The organism is Pseudoalteromonas sp. T1lg88 (assembly GCF_002964765.1).
Classification (GTDB): Bacteria; Pseudomonadota; Gammaproteobacteria; order Enterobacterales; family Alteromonadaceae; genus Pseudoalteromonas.
On the sequence record NZ_PQCF01000007.1, the window covers coordinates 95,652 to 116,997 of the forward strand.

The 21,346-nt window shown below is 48.3% G+C and carries 21 protein-coding genes; 13 read left to right on the forward strand and 8 right to left on the reverse strand.

Annotated elements, in window-relative coordinates:
* Positions 1-16: 16 nt before the first annotated feature.
* The 6 genes from C2M34_RS04435 (at position 17) to C2M34_RS04460 (ending at position 4,437) form a co-directional block, all read left to right on the forward strand.
* Positions 17-1,285: an inorganic phosphate transporter gene (locus C2M34_RS04435; protein WP_105200136.1), complete on the forward strand. Its 1,269-nt coding sequence runs from the start codon at positions 17-19 to the stop codon at positions 1,283-1,285.
* A gap of 99 nt (positions 1,286-1,384) precedes the next feature.
* Positions 1,385-2,299: a hydrogen peroxide-inducible genes activator gene (locus C2M34_RS04440; RefSeq protein ID WP_105200299.1), complete on the forward strand. Its 915-nt coding sequence runs from the start codon at positions 1,385-1,387 to the stop codon at positions 2,297-2,299.
* 189 nt (positions 2,300-2,488) lie between these two features.
* A complete protein-coding gene (locus tag C2M34_RS16075; protein WP_442792779.1) occupies positions 2,489-2,752 on the forward strand; it encodes an RNA polymerase sigma factor in 264 nt (87 codons plus the stop codon).
* A complete protein-coding gene (locus C2M34_RS04450) occupies positions 2,635-2,967 on the forward strand; it encodes an RNA polymerase sigma factor (protein WP_105258164.1) in 333 nt (110 codons plus the stop codon). The genes C2M34_RS16075 and C2M34_RS04450 overlap by 118 nt, the downstream gene beginning before the upstream one ends.
* Positions 2,948-3,556 carry a hypothetical protein gene (locus C2M34_RS04455; protein WP_158681388.1) on the forward strand — a complete coding sequence of 203 codons (609 nt, stop codon included), beginning with the start codon at positions 2,948-2,950 and terminating at the stop codon, positions 3,554-3,556. Before C2M34_RS04450 ends, C2M34_RS04455 begins: the two co-directional genes overlap by 20 nt.
* A complete protein-coding gene (locus tag C2M34_RS04460; RefSeq protein ID WP_105258166.1) occupies positions 3,556-4,437 on the forward strand; it encodes a hypothetical protein in 882 nt (293 codons plus the stop codon). Before C2M34_RS04455 ends, C2M34_RS04460 begins: the two co-directional genes overlap by 1 nt.
* A gap of 73 nt (positions 4,438-4,510) precedes the next feature.
* Here C2M34_RS04460 and C2M34_RS04465 read toward each other — a convergent pair whose 3' ends face one another.
* Positions 4,511-4,714, reverse strand: coding sequence for a hypothetical protein (locus C2M34_RS04465; protein ID WP_105214800.1), 204 nt, complete (start codon positions 4,712-4,714; stop codon positions 4,511-4,513).
* Between the two features lie 468 nt (positions 4,715-5,182).
* Between C2M34_RS04465 and queA the strand changes: the two genes are divergently transcribed.
* From queA to C2M34_RS04500, 7 genes are all read left to right on the forward strand, one after another.
* Complete coding sequence (gene queA / locus C2M34_RS04470) at positions 5,183-6,220, forward strand: tRNA preQ1(34) S-adenosylmethionine ribosyltransferase-isomerase QueA (protein WP_105214798.1); 1,038 nt, start codon at positions 5,183-5,185, stop codon at positions 6,218-6,220.
* Between the two features lie 346 nt (positions 6,221-6,566).
* Entirely contained in the window at positions 6,567-7,691 is a 1,125-nt protein-coding gene (gene tgt / locus C2M34_RS04475) for a tRNA guanosine(34) transglycosylase Tgt (protein WP_105214796.1), read from the forward strand.
* A gap of 79 nt (positions 7,692-7,770) precedes the next feature.
* The gene (gene yajC, locus C2M34_RS04480) at positions 7,771-8,109 is read left to right on the forward strand and encodes a preprotein translocase subunit YajC (RefSeq protein ID WP_105200142.1); all 339 of its coding nucleotides are present in this window, start codon (positions 7,771-7,773) and stop codon (positions 8,107-8,109) included.
* A 13-nt stretch (positions 8,110-8,122) separates the two neighbouring features.
* Positions 8,123-9,982 (forward strand): protein translocase subunit SecD, encoded by a 1,860-nt coding sequence (gene secD, locus C2M34_RS04485; protein WP_105200143.1) that lies wholly within the window; start codon positions 8,123-8,125, stop codon positions 9,980-9,982.
* A gap of 12 nt (positions 9,983-9,994) precedes the next feature.
* Positions 9,995-10,939 carry a protein translocase subunit SecF gene (secF, locus tag C2M34_RS04490; RefSeq protein ID WP_105200144.1) on the forward strand — a complete coding sequence of 315 codons (945 nt, stop codon included), beginning with the start codon at positions 9,995-9,997 and terminating at the stop codon, positions 10,937-10,939.
* 218 nt (positions 10,940-11,157) lie between these two features.
* Positions 11,158-12,957 carry a bifunctional diguanylate cyclase/phosphodiesterase gene (locus tag C2M34_RS04495; protein WP_105258233.1) on the forward strand — a complete coding sequence of 600 codons (1,800 nt, stop codon included), beginning with the start codon at positions 11,158-11,160 and terminating at the stop codon, positions 12,955-12,957.
* Between the two features lie 129 nt (positions 12,958-13,086).
* A complete protein-coding gene (locus tag C2M34_RS04500) occupies positions 13,087-13,851 on the forward strand; it encodes a YggN family protein (protein ID WP_105258234.1) in 765 nt (254 codons plus the stop codon).
* 128 nt (positions 13,852-13,979) lie between these two features.
* Here C2M34_RS04500 and yacG read toward each other — a convergent pair whose 3' ends face one another.
* The 7 genes from yacG to C2M34_RS15990 all read right to left on the reverse strand — a co-directional run bounded on the left by yacG (position 13,980) and on the right by C2M34_RS15990 (position 21,149).
* The gene (yacG, locus tag C2M34_RS04505; protein WP_105258167.1) at positions 13,980-14,219 is read right to left on the reverse strand and encodes a DNA gyrase inhibitor YacG; all 240 of its coding nucleotides are present in this window, start codon (positions 14,217-14,219) and stop codon (positions 13,980-13,982) included.
* An 84-nt stretch (positions 14,220-14,303) separates the two neighbouring features.
* Entirely contained in the window at positions 14,304-15,980 is a 1,677-nt protein-coding gene (gene pilB, locus C2M34_RS04510; RefSeq protein WP_105258168.1) for a type IV-A pilus assembly ATPase PilB, read from the reverse strand.
* A gap of 74 nt (positions 15,981-16,054) precedes the next feature.
* Positions 16,055-16,690, reverse strand: a complete 636-nt coding sequence (gene coaE / locus C2M34_RS04515) for a dephospho-CoA kinase (protein WP_105258169.1) — start codon at positions 16,688-16,690, stop codon at positions 16,055-16,057.
* Positions 16,683-17,573, reverse strand: coding sequence for a prepilin peptidase (locus C2M34_RS04520; RefSeq protein ID WP_199878770.1), 891 nt, complete (start codon positions 17,571-17,573; stop codon positions 16,683-16,685). Before C2M34_RS04520 ends, coaE begins: the two co-directional genes overlap by 8 nt.
* Positions 17,574-18,797: a type II secretion system F family protein gene (locus C2M34_RS04525; protein WP_105258170.1), complete on the reverse strand. Its 1,224-nt coding sequence runs from the start codon at positions 18,795-18,797 to the stop codon at positions 17,574-17,576.
* 96 nt (positions 18,798-18,893) lie between these two features.
* Positions 18,894-20,588, reverse strand: a complete 1,695-nt coding sequence (gene pilB / locus C2M34_RS04530) for a type IV-A pilus assembly ATPase PilB (protein ID WP_105258171.1) — start codon at positions 20,586-20,588, stop codon at positions 18,894-18,896.
* Between the two features lie 120 nt (positions 20,589-20,708).
* Positions 20,709-21,149: a pilin gene (locus C2M34_RS15990; protein ID WP_199878771.1), complete on the reverse strand. Its 441-nt coding sequence runs from the start codon at positions 21,147-21,149 to the stop codon at positions 20,709-20,711.
* Positions 21,150-21,346: the final 197 nt, after the last annotated feature.

A 21,346-nucleotide genomic window follows, 5' to 3' on the forward strand; every position in this document is an offset into this window, starting at 1 on the left:
AAATAAGGTTTTTCTGATGGATATTATTTCGTCCTACGGTACCCTGTTAGTGCTTGTTGCCGCAGCGGTAGGTTTCTTCATGGCTTATGGTATCGGTGCAAACGATGTAGCCAACGCCATGGGTACTTCTGTGGGCTCTAAAGCCCTAACGATCAAACAAGCAATCGTCATTGCGATGATTTTCGAATTTGCCGGTGCCTACTTGGCTGGCGGTGAAGTAACATCAACGATCCGTAAAGGTATTATTGATGCCGCCCCATTTGCTGATATCCCTGAACTTATGGTTCTGGGTATGATTGCCGCGCTCTTTGCTGCGGGTAGCTGGTTATTAATTGCCTCTTTCCTGGGCTGGCCTGTTTCAACAACTCACTCAATCATTGGCGCCATCATAGGTTTTGCCCTGGTTGCCGTGGGTAGTGAAGCGATTCAGTGGACTAAGGTTGCAGGCATAGTCGGTAGCTGGATTGTCACCCCGGCGATCTCTGGTTTTATCGCTTATCTTATCTTTATGAGCGCGCAAAAGCTGATTTTCGATACCGAAAAGCCGCTTGAGAATGCCAAGCGTTTCGTGCCTATGTATATGGGTCTTGCCGGTTTCGTAATGTCTCTTGTGACTATCAAAAAAGGCTTAAAGCACATAGGCATTAACTTGGGTGCAGTGGAAGGTTATATGCTTTCTATCGGTATCGCCGTTGTTATTGCCATTATCGGTAAAATCGTTATTCAACGTATGAAGATGGACCCTAAAGCCGACAAGAAAATGCAGTTCAACAACGTTGAAAAAGTGTTTGCGGTATTAATGGTTCTGACCGCCTGTTGTATGGCCTTTGCCCACGGTTCAAACGATGTAGCTAACGCCATCGGTCCACTTGCTGCGGTAGTAAACATTGTTGAGAACAATGGTGAAATCGCTAAGAAAGCGGCGCTGGCCTGGTGGATTCTACCTCTTGGTGGTATTGGTATCGTTGTTGGTCTTGCGCTACTAGGTAAGAAAGTAATTAAAACTATCGGTGAAGGTATCACTCACCTAACGCCTAGCCGTGGTTTTGCTGCCGAGCTTGCCGCTGCTTCTACCGTTGTTATCGCCTCAGGTACAGGTCTGCCTATCTCTACCACGCAAACCTTGGTTGGTGCGGTATTGGGTGTAGGTATGGCCCGAGGTATTGCCGCGCTGAATATGGGCGTAATAAGAAATATCGTTGTTTCTTGGGTAATTACGTTGCCTGTTGGTGCCGCACTTGCTATTGTAATCTTCTACGTATTACGAACAGCATTTGGCGTATAAAGCGTAGGCGCTGAGCGCCTGCCACGACTAAACAGTCTTTTAGCTTGAAAAGATCTCAACGCCCCAGGTGTTGGGGTCTTTTTATTTATGGGCATAAATATGACGAACCTACCCAGTATTAAGCAGCTTCAGTATCTCTTAGCCGTACACCAGCATCAGCATTTCGGCCGCGCCGCCAGCGCCTGTTATATAGGTCAGTCGACCTTAAGTAGCGCCATTCAGAACCTTGAGGAGAACCTTGGGGTGCAGCTCATCGAGCGGGAAAATCGCAGCCTGATGTTTACCGCCATCGGCGAGGAGGTGGTGGAAAAGGCGAAGAAGATCATCGATGACACCATGAGTGTTAAAGAGCTTACTCGCAGTCACTTGCATCCACTTAGTGGCTCGCTCACTATTGGCATTATTCCTACTATTGCTAGTTTTGTGGCCGCGCCGCTGCATTGCTATTGTAAGGCCACCTTTAAAGAGCTGGATCTGGTGCTGGTAGAAGACACCAGTGATAAGTTGCTCGATAAACTCGAGCATGGCCATATAGATATTGCCCTGCTGGCCTTACCTTATGAAACCAGCCGTTTTCATACCCAGATCCTCGCTAAAGATAAGTTTTATCTGGTGCATCATAAGGATTACCAGATTGACTCTGAGGTCGATTACAACCTGCTACCGGAGCACAGTGTCTTCTTGCTTGAGCGCGAGCACTGTATGACGGGGCATGCCCTGAGTGCCTGTAACCTAGAGCGAGCCAGCTGTATTAACCCTTTTGAGGCCAGTAACCTACATACCCTGCTTTCCATGGTGGAGTACAAGCTGGGCGTTACCTTCTTACCGCAAATGGCGCTCAATGCCGGGATTTTAGACTCCAAGCCCTTGCTGGCGGTGAGCTCGGACTCGGATGCCCATCGTGATGTCGGCTTAGTTTGGCGTAAAACCACGGGGCGTATCGGCGACTTCCGTTTGTTCAGTGAAAAGGTCGGCGAATTCCTTCGCACCTGCTGCACGGTTGGCAGTGAATAAATGTCTTGTTGAAAGCGGCTTAGGCCGCTTTTTTTATAAATAAATTTAATTTTTCCAAACTTTTTCCCACTGCCTTGCAACTAACCTAATAACACAATCAATTGATTGCTTAATTACGTGATTTTTAACTCAGAACAACGGCTAATAACAAAAGCACAAAGCGGCAGCAATAAAGCCTGGCTGACCCTGGTGAAACGCCATGAGAAAAGGCTGTATAACCAGTGTCTAAGGTTGCTTCAGCACCCGGACGATGCCCTGGATGTGATGCAGGAAACCTTTATCAGTGCCTATCAGGGTTTGGGTCAGTTTAATGGCCAAAGTCAGTTGATACCTGGTTGTTTCGTATCGCCTATAACAAGTCGGCGGAGCATTTTCGCCGCCACCGCCAGCATCAGAGCCTGGATGAGGTGGCAGAGCCAAGCAGTAATGTCTTGCATATGGAGCGCCCCTTAATGCAGGCGCAACAAAATCAGCGGCTGTTAGCCGAGCTTGCCAGGTTACCCTTTGAGCAAAGGGTGGTGGTGGAGATGAAATTCTTCCAACACTGCACCTTTGAAGAAATTGCGCAGCAGCTGGAGGTATCGGCCAATACGGTAAAAACACGTTTGTATGCGGCTTTGGGTCGATTAAAACCGCAATTGGAGGTTCATGATGGCCAAACAAAATAATCTTGAAGCGCTTTTTGACAGAGCTTTAGATGGCGAGCAGTTGAGTGCGGATGAAATGGCGGCGCTGAGCGGCGATCCTGTGTTTGGCCCCATGCTTAAACAGGCCGAATATTGGCAAGGGGCTGCCGAGCAGTTTGCTGCGCAGAATGTCCCTCAAAGCTGGCAAGCTGAGCGATTATTTCCATCAACGCCGGCCTCAAGCCAGTATTTTCCCTGGGTAGCTGCGAGCATTATGAGCTTTGCCATGCTCTTTGGCGGTTACCAGGTGTATGGCACTAATCAGCAGCTGGTGGCGCAAATTCAACAGCAAGAGCAAACCTTAGCCGAGCAAAAACAGCAGATGCAGCAATTGAGCGAGGCCTTGGTGGCACAGTCGCAGTGGCAAAAGGAAGCCTTAGCGGATATAGCCACACAAACTGTGGATATCGCCCGCAGTGAGCGCCAGGATGCGATGGCGACTCTGGTCGATTACATCAATACCCAGCGCGCCCAGGATAATGCTTATTTGCGCATGCAGCTCAATGATATTGCTGAACAAATTGAACAACAGCCGCCTTATAGCACGGCTTACAACACAGAGAGTCAATGATGAAAAAGTACTTTATAGCAAGCGCTGTGGCGCTAGGTGTGGCTTCCTTTACTAATGTTGCGCAAGCCGGTGAGTTTGACCAGGTGCAGCGCCAAATTGGCATAGTGGAAAATATTCTGAGCACGGCGTTAAAGCAGGATCTAGAGCGTCAATCGGTGCAGGTTTCCAGTACCTATTTGGCCGACCAGGGGGTGCTGTATCGAATTCGTCTGGATAATCATTTTGTCTTTGTAACCGAATTTGATGATATGCCCTTGCCGCCGCTGCCGCCTGAGGCCGTGATCACCGCAGATTCGGTGACCATGAATGATGGCCATATGGAATTTGTAAATGGTGAGGTCGTAGGTACAGAGTCCAAGGAAATCATTATTGAGTTGGAAGATATTCGTGAGCAATCGGAGCAAATGCGTGCCAGCGCTGAGCAGCAGAGGGAATTGCGGCATCGTCTTCGCGAGCTTAACCGCGAGCAAAGGGAAGTGAGAATCCAATCCAAGCTTCAGGATGACAATAAGGAGCTCACCGAGCAATTGCAGAAAATAGAGCGTGAAATCGTCAAGTTGCGCGAGGAAAAAGACACGCTCGATGCCAAAAACAAGGTGCTGGTCAAAGAAGTAAAGGTGAAACGTTTAAAGCAAAAGGAAAAGCAACAACAAGAGCAGCAGGAGCAATTACAAAAAGCACTCACCAGTGTAGCCCGCAGTCTCTGCGATTATGGTGTCGGGATGCGTGATATCAGTGATGAGCAATTTGTAAATGTGCAATTTAGTCAGGCGCGTAATAAGCATATGGCGGTGTTTAAAAAATCGGATATCAACCGTTGCGTAAGTGGCAAGCTGGATCATAAAGACTTGCTAAGCAGAGCGAAGCAATACGCTTTATAGCAGGCGGGTATGAGTTGCACACATCAATGATGTACACCCAGACTCAGTACCAAGCTTAACACCCTGTAGTGCACTACAGGGTTGTTTTTGAGCCAAACTGATGTTTTTCCAGCGCTGGTAGAAACAGCAGGTACACCCAGATCACTAAATTAAAGTAGGGCACCAGACCCAAGGCCAGAAAGAGCTTAACCGGATAGCCTTTACGTTTGGCATGCATATAACATTGCCCAGCTATAAAGAGGTTGACGCACAAAAGTAGAGTAACTAAAAAAAACATGCCGATTTCCTTTATTTGTAGTCTTCCACACCCCTGAACACAGGCGGTGACGCGGAGTTCCTGAACCAGTAACCTGGTTTGCCACATTCCATTGTTGGGCCATTATTAGTTTTTTTGTTGTGCCACCTTAGTTGGCACGGGTAGCGCATTTATACCAATTGCTATTAGCCGTCTTGCTTGTATCTTTGGCAAAGGCACAGATAAGCTCAGACAGACCATGAACTATTCAGTATAGACAAGCAGTTGCAGAGCAAAAGTCACGCTAGTTAAAAAACAATCAACTTGTGGTTAGTTTGATGTTTTTGCAGCAAATATTTTTTGATTTTCTTCGGGGTATCAAGCGGTCACCCTTTTATGGCAGAACTCTAGTCTGTAGCGAATCCAAAGCTCGGGCTGGTTAGTGTGCTTGATTTCGGATTGGGGAATCACTAGACTTGGCGCGATTTTCAGCACCCTGGAGAGCCCGACATGCGTGTGGCCGATTTTAGTTTTGATTTACCCGAAGAGTTAATTGCCCGTTTTCCACAAAAGGAGCGCAGCCAAAGCCGCTTGCTTAAGGTGGATGGTAACAGCGGTGCGACCTCTCATCATATTTTCAAAGACATTATCGACTTTATCGAGCCTGGCGATCTTTTGGTGTTTAACAATACCAAGGTGATCCCGGCGCGCATGCACGGCAATAAGGCTTCCGGCGGTAAGGTGGAAGTGCTAGTTGAGCGCGTATTGGATGATAAGCGGGTTTTAGCTCATGTACGCTCGAGCAAGTCACCTAAGCCTGGCACCATGCTGCTCCTTGAAGGCAAAGCAGAAATGGAAATGCTTGGCCGTCAGGGTGAGTTATTCGAACTGGAATTAAAAGGCGAGGGTTCGGTGCTGGAGACCCTGGAACAAATTGGTCATATGCCTTTGCCGCCTTATATCGACCGTCCGGATAACGACGAAGATAAACAGCGTTATCAGACCGTTTACGGTGAAAAACCCGGTGCCGTGGCGGCGCCGACCGCTGGCTTGCACTTTGATGAAGCCCTGATGCAGCAGCTAAAAGACAAGAATGTTGAGATGGCCTTTGTCACCCTGCATGTGGGAGCTGGCACCTTTCAGCCGGTGCGCGTAGAGAGCGTTACCGATCACCATATGCACTCGGAATACATTGAAGTGCCAGAAGAGGTGGTGGCCGCAGTGCAGGCCGCTAAAGCGCGTGGCGGTCGAGTTATCGCCGTAGGTACAACCTCGGTGCGTTCTTTGGAGTCGGCAGCGAAAATCGGTGGCGGCGAGCTTAAAAGCTACTTTGGCGACACGGATATCTTTATCTTCCCCGGCTACCAGTTCAATGTGGTCGATGCCATGATCACCAACTTTCACTTGCCAGAGTCCACCCTGATCATGCTGGTCAGCGCCTTCTCGGGGCAAACGCATATTATGGATGCCTACCACGAGGCCATCAAAGAGCGTTATCGCTTTTTCAGTTATGGCGATGCCATGTTCTTAACCAAGCAAACAAGTTAGCTCTAGGTCTTTCACTCCTTGCAGGTCGGGCTTTTAGCCCGACAAGTATGCAAAACTGTCACCTTGTCGGCCTAAAGGCCGACCTACAAACATACACCCCTTGCTGCCTGTAGGTCGGGCTTTCAGCCCGACAAATATGCACAACTGCCACCATGTCGGCCTAAAGGCCAACCTACAAAACGCGAAGCTGCGAGCATAACCTAACCCACCCCCCTTTTATTTTTTCGATTTGCCCCAATTCATAGTATTGCCGTGCCAAAAAAGGTAGAATCGGACGGTTAAATTGCGCCTAAGTTCGCAACAGTTAAGTAGAGTTGGACTGTTTTTCCGACCGATTGAGGTTCATATGAAATTTGAATTAGATACAACCGATGGCAAAGCCCGTCGTGGTCGCTTGATTTTTGACCGTGGTGTAGTGGAAACTCCGGCATTTATGCCCGTGGGTACTTACGGCACGGTAAAAGGCATGACTCCTGAAGAGCTAAAAGGCACGGGAGCGCATATTTGTCTGGGTAATACTTTCCACCTGATGTTGCGCCCGGGCACTGAGATCATCAAACAGCACGGTGATCTGCACGACTTTATGGGCTGGGATAAGCCTATCCTGACCGATTCAGGCGGCTTCCAGGTATTTAGCCTGGGTGCTATGCGTAAAATCTCCGAAGAGGGTGTGTTGTTTAGCTCACCGGTGAACGGCGAGAAAATCATGCTAAGCCCGGAAAAGGCGATGCAAGTGCAGCGCGATCTAGGTTCAGATATTGTGATGATCTTCGATGAATGTACGCCGTATCCTGCAACCGAAAAGCAGGCTAAAGATTCTATGGAGCTGTCGCTGCGCTGGGCAAAACGTTCTAAAGAAGGTCATGGCGACAACCCGTCGGCCTTATTCGGTATTATCCAGGGCGGCATGTATCCAGAGCTGCGTGCGCAATCGCAAGCAGGGTTGGAAGAAATTGGTTTCGACGGTTATGCCCTAGGTGGTTTGTCCGTAGGTGAACCAAAAGAAGACATGATCAACATCCTGGATCACTGTGCCTACAAGATGCCGGAGCAAAAGCCACGTTACCTTATGGGGGTGGGTAAACCGGAAGATATCGTCGAGGCGGTGCGCCGTGGTATCGATATGTTTGACTGTGTTATGCCGACGCGAAATGCCCGTAATGGTCACCTGTTTATTACCGATGGCGTGGTGAAAATCCGCAACGCCGTGCATAAAACCGATACTGCGCCACTGGATAGCGAATGTGATTGCCATACCTGTACTAACTTCTCACGCGCGTATCTGCATCATTTGGATAAGTGTAATGAGATCTTAGGAGCACGCCTTAACACTATCCATAATTTGCGTTATTACCAACGCCTTATGGAAGGGTTGCGTGAAGCCATTGCCGCAGGAGAGCTTGACGCATTCGTGGCGGACTTTTATGCTCGCCGTAATCTGCCGGTTCCTGAACTTGCTGAAACAGAATAACTGCTGGCCCGCCTTGTGCGGGCTTGCGTATAAATTAAGACATTAAAATTAATAGTTACATACTGAAGGGGAACACCTGATGAGTTTATTTATTGCTAACGCTCATGCCAGCACAGCTGGTGCCGCACCTGCTGGTGGCGGTTATGAAATGCTAATCATGCTGGCCATTTTCGGCTTGGTATTTTATTTCCTGATCTACCGTCCACAGGCTAAGCGTGTAAAAGAGCATAAGAGCCTGATGAGCGCCCTAGCCAAGGGTGATGAAGTCCTTACTCAAGGCGGCCTAGTGGGTAAAATCACTAAGGTAACCGAAGACAAAGACTTCGTAACCATCGCCTTAAACGACCAAGCTGAAGTGACTGTACAGAAAGCCTCAATTTCTGCAGTGCTACCTAAAGGCACCATGAAGTCACTATAAAAAGGAAAGATACGTGTTAAATAAGTATCCTTTATGGAAGTATTTACTCGTGCTTTTAGTGCTTGCGGTAGGGGTGCTATATGCCACCCCTAACATCTATGGTCGCGACCCTGCCATTCAGGTAACGGGCGCCAAAGGTGCCGACGCAGACCTAAGCGCACTAGATACGGTAAATACCATCCTTAGCGAAAATAAAATTGAATCCAAATCGAGCAAGCTCGAAGACGGGCAGATCCTGGTTCGCTTTAAGAACGTAGAAGAACAACTAAAAGCTCAGGACATCTTGCGCGACAACTTAAGTGAAGACTACATCTCAGCCATTAATATGGCGCCGGCACAGCCCGAGTGGTTGAAGTCGATTGGTGGTAATCCAATGAAGCTGGGTCTTGACTTAAGTGGTGGTGTGCATTTCACCATGGAAGTTGACATGGTGACCGCAATGGACAATGCACTGAACCAGATGGAACAGGACTTCCGCTCGGATTTACGTGAAGAAAAGTTACGTTATCGTACCATTCGTCGTGTTGCTGGCAGCGACTCGGTGCAGGTAGTTATGCGCAGCGAAGAAGATAAAGGCGCGGCGGAGAAATTCCTGCAAGGCCGTTATCAGGGCTATATGTTTAGCGACGATAGCAACAACGACAGCGGTTTTGTGGTAACCATGAGCGAGCTGCGTATCAAAGAGCTGCGCGATTACGCCATCAAGCAAAACGAAACCATTATTCGTAACCGTATTAACCAAATCGGTGTGGCCGAGCCAAACGTACAACGCCAAGGTGCTGAGCGCATTATTGTCCAGCTTCCGGGCGTACAAGACACGGCGCGCGCCAAAGAAATCCTGGGTGCTACGGCTACCCTTGAGTTCCGCGAAGTGGATCAAGATGCCGATCCAGGCCTTGCCATGCAGGGTCGTGTGCCGCCGGGCACAGAGATCATCATGGATCGTACGGGTCGTCCCGTAGTGCTTAAAAAGCGCGTGATCTTAGAAGGGAGCCATATTACCGGTGCACAATCGAGCCTGGATGAATACCAGCGTCCGCAGGTAAACATCTCGCTTGATTCCAAAGGCGGCGCCAAGATGGATGCCTTTACTAAACGCGCTATTGGCAAACCTATGGCCACGGTATTTATTGAGTACAAGCCATCCGGTGAAGTGGATGCCAATGGTAAAGCCCTGCCGCCGATCAAGGTGGAAGAGGTTATCAACGTGGCTACCATCCAGGCGCGTTTAAACCGCAGCTTCCGTATTACCGGTCTTGATAGCCCGGCTGAAGCTCATAACCTAAGCTTGCTGCTTCGCGCTGGTGCCCTGGTTGCACCGATTCAAATCGTTGAAGAGCGTACTGTGGGTCCAAGCCTGGGTCAGGAAAACATCGAAGCGGGTATGACAGCGGTTGTGCTTGGTTTTGCCTTTGTGCTTGCCTTTATGTTGCTGTACTACAAGGGTTTCGGCATGGTTGCCAACCTGGCGCTTGCTGCCAACCTGATTATGATTGTCGGTGTTATGTCGATGATCCCTGGCGCCGCTCTGACGTTACCTGGTATTGCCGGTATCGTACTGACAGTAGGTATGGCGGTTGATGCCAACGTACTTATTTTCGAGCGTATCCGTGAAGAACTGGCCGATGGCCGCAGCCCACAGCAGGCGATTCACTTCGGTTACGACAGCGCCTTTAGCACCATATTTGATGCCAATATTACCACCCTGATTGCCGCGGTTATTCTGTTTGCAGTGGGTACAGGTCCGATTGCCGGCTTCGCGGTAACTCTAGCCATTGGTATTTTGACATCAATGTTTACAGCCATTGTCGGTACCCGTGCGGTGATCAACCTGATCGTTGGCGGCAAACGCATTGAAAAGCTGTCGATATAGGAGCAACTAAGCATGCAATTATTAAAAGTAAAAGGCACCTTGCCATTTATGAAAGCACGCAAATTGGCAATGGGTTTCTCCATCTTGCTGATCTTTGCTTCTGTCGCGTCGTTTTTCGTTAAAGGCCTTAACTTTGGTTTGGATTTCACCGGCGGTACCGCCGTTGAGGTAGGTTTTTCACAACCGGCGGATCTAAGCAATGTGCGTAAAGTACTTGCCGAAAATGGCTTTGCCGAAGCCTCGGTACAGCTATTTGGCTCCAGTAAAGACGTCTTGGTGCGCTTGCCACCTCAGGGTGAAGGCGTAAAGGCCGAGGTGATTGGTAACCAGGTGATGACGGCAATGAAACAAGCGGATGCCGATGCGCAAATGCGTCGTATCGAGTTTGTTGGCCCGAGTGTGGGGGAAGACCTTAAAGAGCAGGGCGGTTTGGCCATGTTAACCGCGCTTATCTGTATCCTGCTTTATGTGGCGATGCGCTTTGAGTGGCGCTTCGCACTGGGTGCGGTATTCGCGCTTTTCCACGATGTGGTGTTAACCATGGGCTTGTTCTCATTACTCGGTCTTGAGTTTGACTTAACCATCTTAGCGGCAATCTTGGCGGTAATAGGTTACTCACTCAACGATACCATAGTTGTATCCGACCGTATTCGTGAGAACTTCCGTAAAGTGCGTACTGATGACACCTTAGAGATCATCGATATTTCATTGACGCAAACTCTGAACCGTACCTTGGTAACCTCAATCACCACCATCTTGGTATTGATTGCCTTGTTCGTATGGGGTGGACAGACCATTCACGGCTTTGCTACGGCATTGCTATTTGGTGTGTTCATCGGTACTTACTCTTCAGTGTACGTTGCCAGCTCGGTAGCCGTGGCGCTGGGTGTAAGTAAAGAGGATTTGATCCCGGTAGAGGTGGAAAAAGAAGGTGCGGACTTAGATGCCATGCCTTAATCGCCTTTCTTGCGATTGTAGTGCGATATAGAGAAAATGCCGCTTTTCAGCGGCATTTTTTTTCGCCTGTAGGTCAGCCTCTCAGAGCGACAAGAGAGCACTAACCCACACTTAAATCAAAAAGGAGAAAAATAAACCTTTTCATATACTTGTCATATTCAAGTGATACCCTGCGCCACCGTTTGTGCTTTTAGTGTAGTAGGCCGGTGAATACGGACTTGATAGCAGAATTAACCTTGATATTGCGGCAGCGGTCGATCACAACCTTATTTCAGCCTATTTTCGATGTTACGCACCAGCAAATAATTGGCTATGAGGCCTTGAGCCGAGGCCCTGAAGGCAGTCCTTTGCACGCTCCGGCCGTGTTGTTTCAATGTGCGCAACAGGCGCGTCGGCTCTCCGAATTAGAATTATTATGCCGCGAGACGGCCATTGCCACCTTTGCCAAGCTGGGACTTACAGGTAAGCTGTTTTTAAATGTCAGCCCTAATACTTTGCTTGATCCCGCCCACCCAAAGGGGCAAACGCTACACTTGTTACGTAAATATAGCCTGGGACCTGAGCAGGTGGTTATTGAGCTCACCGAGCAGGATAAGGTCGAGGATGCTAGGCTATTACGAATAGCGGTGGAGCATTATCGCGAGCTTGGTTTTCAAATCGCCATTGATGATTTGGGGGCTGGCTACTCCGGATTAAAGCAATGGTCTGAAATACGCCCCGAGCTAGTCAAAATAGACAGGTATTTTATCGACCATTGTGATTTTAGCCCGGTCAAACGGGAGTTCTTAAAATCCATTATCGACTTGGCTAAGGCCACCAATACTCAATTGATCGCCGAAGGAATAGAGCGCTTTGAGGAATTTCAACTGCTGACCAGGCTGGGCATAGACAATGTTCAGGGCTACTTGCTGGCCTGCCCAAGCGCACAACCCGAGTGTCACTATCGGCATCATCATATGCCTGAATCGACATGGAGAGCGGGCCCAGCTCGCCGTGAGCAGGGTTTAAATATAGGTTACTTAGCGCAGGCCAAACAGGCGTTGTGCCAGCAGACCAGCTGCAGTGAGGCGCAAAAAGTATTTGCCGAGGACAATAATGCTTCTTGTGTGGTGGTGTTAGACAGCGAGCGTCGCCCCGTGGGTCTGCTTTATAAAGAGCGGCTTAATGAGCTGTTTTCGACTCCCGCTGGGCATGCATTTTATGATAGGCAAGCTATCAGTGCGGTAATGGAACGCTCGCTTCTTGTGGTTGATGAAAATGATACCTTGGATAGCGTCAGTCATCAGATCACCGAGGGCGACCTTGATATTCGTCGTCATATCATTGTCACTCGCGAGCAGCAATACCTGGGAGTGGTGCCACTGAGAATTATCCTCAAGCATATAACTGAGGAAAAGGTGCGTCATGCCCAACATGCCAATCCGCTGACCATGTTGCCCGGTAATATTGCCATCAATGAAGCCATTGAGCAGCGTCTGCATACAGGCAGCTCCTTTACCCTGGCTTATTTTGACCTCAACCATTTTAAGCCCTTTAACGACCTCTATGGTTATGACAATGGCGATGGGGTGATCAAGCTGGTGGCCGAGCTTATTCGTCGCCATACTCAGACAGTACCCTGTTTTGTTGGTCATATAGGTGGCGATGACTTTATGGTTGTCTTCGACGACCCTAAGGCGCAGGCTATATGTGCTGCGGTTATCGCTGATTTTGATCGCCTGATCGCGGGTTATTTCAGCACCGAGCATATCAAGGCCAAAGGCTATTGGAGTTGCGACAGGCAGGGAAGGCGTCAGTTTATCCCTTTACTGTCTTTAGCCGTTGGTTTGGTCTCCCCTGATATCAATTGCTGCCATAACGGCCATCAGGTTGCCGCTCTGGCTGCCGATGCGATAAAAGAAGCCAAGTGCCAACTGGGCAGTTATGTATTTTGTTGCCAGCGTCGCAAGCCCGCGGCGCCCCTGTATCGTTTGCATCAACAAGATGTGAGTGTCCACCGTCATAGTTTGAGAAATTAAAGCGCTCACCTGTCCCTAGTACATAAATTTAGCTGTTTGCTTATGAGCCGCCGTTTGATAATCTGTGCCGCAGTTGAGTCGAGGGTTGTTATGAAGCTGCGCTTTTTAGGGTTTACGGTTGGGTTAATAATGGCATCCATGGATGTGAGTGCACAGGTGTCAGACGAGCACAGCGCGGCACGTGGGCACTGTGATGTAGAGCTGACCCATGGCCTGATCATCACTCAGGACACCATTCGCATTGTTGATAATAATCAAACCCGGGTGCAGATTAACCAAGGCAATCAGCTGCTGGTGCGAGGTCAGTGGATTGAACTCGATGCCAAGGAAACGGAAATTCTTGAGCAATACAATCAAATGATCCGCGATACCGTTCCCGAATTGGTGGAGTTGGCTACCGATGGGGTCAATATCAGCCTGAGCGCCATTGAGAATGTGGTCACAGGCCTTTCCGATAAAGAGCCCGAAGTGCTTAAGGCGCAACTCCAGTATGTGGAGCAGGCGCTGCGCAATAAATTCAAACGAGGCGATGATTTCTTTTATATCGCCCCTCAGTCCCTCTCTAAGCTTGATGACTTCTTTGCTGAGGAAGTATCGAAAAAGATTCATACCGCAATTCAGGGATCGCTGGGAGCCATGTTGATAGCACTCGGAGATGCCCTCGAATCCCGTGAGGGGAATATTGAGGAACGCATCAGTGATGTGGGCACCCGGATGGAAATTATTACCGCAGAAATCGACAAATCCCTGCAAAAGAAAGCCGAGCAGTTGGCACTGAAATCGGAAGAGTACTGCAACTGCTTGAATATGCTTGATACTACAGAGTCCAAGCTGCAAAAGCTGGTCCCCGAATTAGCAGACTTTGATCTGGTAAAAATTAAATCTGAAATGTAGGTCGGGGTTTGCCGCCATACATGTAGGTCAGGCTTTAGCCTGACAAGAGAGCAATGCAGGGGCACATTGTCGCTCCGCCCGACAAAAGGCATTATTGGCATCTTGTCGGCGCAGAGCACCGACCTACACTAATCTTTAAAAAAGCTATCTTCGCTTTTTGCCAGCATGGCCTCAATTTCTTCGATAAAGGCACTGGCATCTGCGCCTTGCGGCTCATTGCTCAGGGGCGTGGAAATACTATTTGATTCCGATGACCATTCGCCTAAATCAATAAGCTGGCAGCGTTTGCTGCAAAATGGTCGGTAAGGGCTTTGGGGGCCCCACTCAACGCCTTGCTCACAGGTAGGGCAGTTTACTTTCGCAGGCATCTACACTCGCTCCGCATTTTCTTAGATGCGGGCAAGTGTATCTAAGCAGGACGCTAATTGAAAGTTATATACCCTCAACTCGGGCTACATCAGGGTAACCCGGTTGATCTCGGTGAGAGAGGTAATGCCAGCCGCCGCTTTACGCAGGCCCGCGCCTCTTAGGGTGGTGAAGCCATCTTGTTTGGCTATGGCGGCGATCTCTATAGAGGTGGCGCCATTCATAACTGCCTGAGAGATCTTCGGACTAATCGGTAACATTTCATAAAGGCCGATACGACCTTTATAACCTTCGGTGCATTCATCGCAGCCAACGGCCCTATACAGGGTCAAGTTAGCGGCTTCGGCTTCGCTGTAGCCTTGCTTTAGTAGCTCGTCCACAGGTAACTGCTCAGGTACTTTGCAGTGCTTGCAAAGTTTTCTGGCCAGGCGCTGTGCTATTACCAAGGTCACCGAGCTGGCAACGTTATAGGCGGGTACGCCCATGTTCAGCAGTCGGGTAATGGTTTCCGGCGCTGAATTGGTATGCAAGGTAGAAAGTACCAAGTGGCCTGTTTGTGACGCCTTAATGGCGATTTCCGCGGTTTCCAGGTCACGTATCTCACCTACCATGACCACATCCGGGTCCTGACGCAGGAAGGCGCGCAGGGCGTTGGCAAAGGTAAGGTCAGCCTTGGGGTTAATCTGTACCTGGTTAATACCCTTAACGTTAATTTCCACCGGATCTTCGGCGGTGGAAATATTGCGCTCGGCGGTATTTAAGATACTGAGGCCGGTATACAAGGACACGGTTTTACCCGAGCCGGTAGGGCCGGTGACCAGTATCATGCCCTGAGGTTGGGCTAATGCGTCTAAATAGAGGAGCTTCTGCTCTGGCTCATAGCCCAACACGTCTATGCCGAGCAGGGTAGTGGAGCCATCGAGAATACGCATAACGATTTTCTCACCCCACAATGTCGGCAAGGTGCTGACACGGAAGTCGATTTTCCTATGCTGTGACAGGCTCATTTTAATACGCCCGTCCTGAGGCTTACGCTTTTCGGAAATATCCAGCTTGGCCATCACCTTAATACGAGCGGCGAGGCGGTTTGCTAAATTAAACGGCGGGTGGGCCATCTCATGCAAGACGCCATCGATACGAAAGCGAATACGGTATTCACCATCATAGGGCTCAAAATGTAAATCGGATGCCTCGCGATGAATGGCATCGCGGAGGATTTTATTGATATAGACAATAATGGGGGCATCGTCGTCACTGGTTTCATGATCATCGGCCACATGGCCGTCATCATGTTGAATTTGGCCCAGTTCCTTAACGTCCTGCTCGGAGATTTTTAAGGCATGGGTGGCATCGAAAAGGCTTTCAATAAGCTTATCTATATGCTGATAATCGCAAAGCACCACATCACATTGCAAACCGGTACTGAACTCGTAGTTTTCAAGTGCGCCGTAATCCGTGGGGTCGGACACCGCCAACATAAGTCTGTTGCCCTTTTTCGCCAGCGGCAGCACGTGGTGACGGCGGATCAAGCGCTCTTTTAGCAGGTTTGTATCTATGCTTTGTTCATCAAACTGACTGAGATCAAAATAGGGGACACGAAAGAGTTCGACACACTGACTTAATAGCTCGTTTTGACTCATATTGCTGCAGCGCACAATCAGTTCGGCGGCGCTGCGACAACGGTCCTGCTCAAGCCTGACCTTGTCATTATCAAGGCGACCCAAGGTTATAAACTTTCGGATCAGAGGAGAGTTGATGTTCATAAAATACCGATATAACGCAAGCTAGATGTAATTATAATAAGCTTAGACAAACTAAGCTATTACAGGTTATATGGTTATTGTTGCTTATCTGCACAAGAATGCAACTTAACTCGCTTTAAATAACTGTAATGGTAGCCTTGCACCTTGCTTTTAAGTGCAGCTAATGTGCCGGAATTACTAATAATATCATCGGCTTTTTTCACTTTATTGCTACGGCTCATTTGCGCGGCAACTATAGCTCGTGCCGCGTCCAATGTCAGTTTATCACGTTCGCAGGTGCGCGTTAATTGTAGCTCTAATTGCACATCAATCAATAATGTGCGCTGACAGTATTTTTCCAGTCCGTTTTCAAACAGCAGCGGCGCTTCTAAAATCACATAGGGGCTTTGCGCTCTTGCCAATTGGTCGAGCATCTCGGTGCGGATAAGCGGATGAAGCAGGTTATTAAGCCAGAGTTTTTCGCTATTATCGCTAAAAACTATTTCTCTTAGCTTAGATCTGTCGAGGGCGCCATTGGTATCGAGTATGCTTTCCCCGTGGCGCTTAACTATGGCATTTAAGGCCGGGCTTCCGGGCTCAACAACCTGGCGGGCAACTAAGTCGGCATCGATAACCTCGATGCCGAGCTCGGCAAAAAACTTGCTGGCACTGGACTTACCGCTACCAATGCCACCGGTTAAACCCAAGACCCAAGGGTGTGTGTTAGCCAAGAAGCATACTCATATAGCTTGCCTGTATTTGCTCACCCCAGAGCATGGCTATCCAGCCGGCGATGGCAATATAAGGGCCAAAGGGAATAGGGGTAGCCTTATCCCGTCCTTGAATTGTCAGCAGGATAATGCCGAGCACAGCCCCAACCACACTGGAAAGCAGGATAATCATGGGCAGGGCTTGCCAGCCAAGCAAGGCGCCAAATACTGCCATTAGCTTAAAGTCGCCATATCCCATGCCTTCCTTGCCGGTTACCAGCTTAAACAGCCAATAAACGCTCCACAGGCTTAAATAGCCGGCAGCGGCACCTATAATTGCCTCGCCTGGGGGGATGGTGATGCCTAAAACGCTGGCCAAAAGCGCTAACCAGAGTAGCGGCAGGGTAATTTGATCCGGCAGTAGCATATGATCGATATCGATAAAGGTCAGGGCCACTAAACACCAGGTTACGGCAATGTATAAGAGTGCCAGTTCGCTGGCACCCAGTTGCCAGGCAACCACTGTACCTAACATTGCTGTAATTAGTTCAATGGCCGGATAACGCACCGAAATCGGGTTTTTGCAATTGGCACATTTACCGCCGAGCAAAAGCCAACTCAGTACGGGAATATTCTGCCAGGGCTTTATCTTGCTCTTACATTTTGGGCAGGTAGAACTAGGAGTGATCAGGTTAAAGGTACCTTGGGGCTCCTGCGCATCGCTCTGCGCTAATTCATCCGCCAATAAAAGTCGACATTCGCCCTGCCACTGGGTTTGCATCATTTTCGGCAGGCGATAGATAACTACATTTAAAAAACTGCCAATGGCTAGGGACACGAAAAAAGCCGTGGTATAAAAAAACCACGGCTGTGCCTGCATTAAGCTTTGTACTTCTGAAAACATTTAGATTACGGAACCTAGTTGGAATATGGGTAGATACATGGCAATGATTAAGCCACCTACTAGTACGCCCAGCACGGCCATAATCATGGGCTCAAGAAGGCTGGAAAGGCCATCAACCGCATCGTCTACTTCCTGCTCATAGATGGTAGCCACCTTGGCAAGCATATCGTCTAATGCACCTGATTCTTCACCTATGGCCACCATTTGAATGACCATATCCGGGAAGATATTGGAGTTGCGCATGGCCCAGTTCATTGGGTTACCCGAGCTCACTTCCGCTTTAATTTCCAATATGGCGTCGCGGTATACGGCGTTACCTGAGGCACCCGCGGCAGAGTCTAAGGCATCAACTAGGGGCACACCTGCGGCGAAGGTGGTCGATAAAGTACGAGCATAACGCGCCACCGCCGCCTTATTCAAAATCATGCCGATAACGGGGATTTTTAAAATATAGGCATCGACCTTATCGCTAAAGTCTTTATTGCGCATGCGGGCTTGAGCAAATATATAACCACAGATACCCAATACTAATAATATTATCCACCAATAGGCCTGCATAAACTCCGAGATACTAATCACAAATCGAGTGAATGGCGGGAGCTCGGCTCCGAAGCTAGTGAATATCTCTTCAAATTGAGGCACCACAAATATCAATAGAATGGACGTTACTATAATAGCGACAATTATAACGGCGATGGGATAAAAAAGTGCCTTTTTGATTTTGGACTTAAGTGCCTCTGCTTTTTCTTTATAAAGGGCGATACGGTCAAAAATTCGATCAAGGGCACCGGATTGCTCACCAGACGCTACTAGGTCACAATAGAGATCATCAAAATACTTTGGATGTTTACGCAGCGCAGAACTAAGTGGATGACCTGCTTTAACTTCTTCGCCTATATTGTTAAGCAAACTCTTAATACTGGGGTTTTCCGAGCCATCGGCAATCATATCTATGGCCTGAACGAGTGATACGCCCGCCAAGAGCATGGTGGCTAACTGTCGTGTTAAAACGGCTATATCTCCTGGCTTAATCCTTTTTTGACCGTTGCCGAAGAGGGACTTGGGCTTGCGCTTTACCTTCGAGGGGGTGATGCCCTGCTTACGCAGTTGCGCTTTGACTAGTGCAACGCTAGTACTGTTTAGTTCACCCTCAAGCTTTTTACCTCGGGAGCTAACCCCTACCCATTGGAAGGTGTCCATCTGACTTTTTAGTTGTTTTGCCATTATTCTATCCACAATCCTGTTGTACTACATCAATAGTAACACGATGATTACGTTTCGCTTACTTTAGTGTAGAGCATTAAGGTTTAAATTTGTTATCTACGCATTGGTAACACGGTTTATTTCTACCAAGCTGGTTACCCCCTGGGCCACCTTCTTTAGGCCTGAGGCGCGAAGGTTATTAACGCCTTCTTGGGTTGCGACCTGGGCAATTTCTAGGGAGTTGCCACCACGCATAATAATTTCCGCTATTTTCGGAGTAATGGGCATGACCTCGTAAATACCCACCCGGCCTTTATAACCTTCGGTGCATTCATCACAGCCTTTAGCCTTGAAAATAGTGAGCTCAGCCAATTGCTCATAAGTGAAGCCTTGCTTGATAAGCTCTTCCTGGGGTAATTGTTCTGGCTCTTTACAGTGATTACATAGACGTCGTGCCAGACGCTGGGCGATAATCAAACTGACCGAGCTGGCGATATTATAAGAGGGCACACCCATATTCATTAAACGAGTCAGGGTCTCCGGCGCAGAGTTGGTATGCAGGGTAGAAAGCACCAGGTGTCCGGTTTGTGCCGCTTTAATAGCGATTTCAGCGGTTTCTAAGTCTCGTATCTCACCCACCATGACCACATCCGGGTCTTGACGTAAAAAGGCACGTAAAGCATTTGCGAAGGTCATATCCGCACGCATATTAATCTGCACCTGATTAATACCTTCCAAGTTGATTTCTACCGGGTCTTCGGCGGTTGAAATATTGCGCTCTGCGGTATTGAGTATATTTAAGCCGGTATACAGAGATACGGTTTTACCCGAGCCGGTGGGGCCGGTCACCAATATCATACCCTGGGGTTGGGCTAGGGCATCTAAATATAATTTCTTTTGCTCAGCTTCGTAACCCAATACATCGATGCCTAGCATAGCGCTTGAGCTATCAAGAATACGCATTACGATTTTTTCACCCCACAGGGTGGGTAGGGTACTGACCCGGAAGTCGATGCTTTTTTTCGCGCTAATTTTTAGCTTAATGCGTCCATCCTGAGGCTTACGCTTTTCCGCCAAGTCCATATGAGACATTACCTTAATACGGGCAGCAATACGGCTTTCCAGGTTGACCGGTGGTGAGGCGATTTCATGAAGCACACCATCGACGCGAAAGCGAATACGGTAGCGCTTTTCATAGGGTTCAAAGTGTAAGTCCGAGGCGCCGCGCTTAATGGCATCCATTAATATCTTGTTGATATAGACGATAATGGGGGCATCGTCTTCCTTACTGTTTACATCCGTAGTCAGGCTTTTTTTGTTATTGCTCTCATCAGATTCGACGCCTTCGAGCTCTTCCATATCATCTTTGCTCAGGCCTAGACTGGAACTGCTGTCGAAAAGTGAGTCTATGGCTTTATCTAGGTAATCGTACCTAACAACAACGGCTTCGGTTTGCATGCCAGTATTAAATTCATAATCTTCAAAGGCGCTAAAATCAGTGGGATCTGCCGTGGCTAAGTAAAGCTTTTTCCCTTCCACGGCGATAGGCAGAAGCTTATGTTTTCTGATCAGCTTTTCATTAAGGTATTGCTGATCCGGAAATGAAGCTATATCAAATTGCGATATATCAAATTGGGAAACATGGAAAATTTGGCTAGCACGCGCCTGGAGTTGCTCTGGTGATAATTGTGAAACCTTACAAATGGCTTCACTTAAAGAGCTTGCGTCGCTTCGGACCGCACTTTGCAATTCTTCTGGTTTAAATAGGCCTAAATTAGAAAGACGTCTTGCAAGAGGGGAAGTAAGATTCATTAGAATCTCTCATCAACTAAATAAAGATTAAAATACAGGGTTAAATTGGGGGTGTAAACTAGTGACGTTAGTGCAAAGGGTGAAAGTGCCAGTAGCCACTAAGCTACTGACACTAAGCTATTAACGACAGCTAGAAGGGCGGAAGTTGGCTGTTAATGTACCGCCAGTACAGTCCCAAGAAAGAGAGCCTGTTGGTACTGTACCACTTACTAAAGCATTACCGCCCGCAGTAGGAACTAGTGTGATAGTACCATTACCTGCTGATGCTGTATAAGTGATAGTAATCGTACCATCACCTGGAGTGAGTACAACACTTGCTACATTGTTTGTCGCGTCAGGTTGCGTCCAACCTTGGTCTAGAGCGTTACCGTTCATGGCATTTTCTGCTACCGCTGTTTTAGCAGCAGAAGCTAGAGATAAACCATCTGTTACTTTAGCACGAACAGTGTAATCCTGATACGCAGGTAGCGCTACCGCTGCAAGAATACCGATGATCGCAACTACGATCATTAATTCGATTAGGGTGAAACCCTGTTGTTTGTTGTGAGTCATTTTTTCCATTTTCCTCTCCTAAAGGATTTTTTGGGCAAAGTTAAGGTAACCAGAGCTACTGCTTTAATCTAGTTTAGCGCCGGTTGGTTTTCAATGTTAATAGCTTTAAATAATTTTAAAAGTCATTAACACGAAAAATGCCGGCACCGCTAATGTTCGGTTAAATTGTAGCCTAATTTTAAGGAGCTACGAACTTAACCCGCATT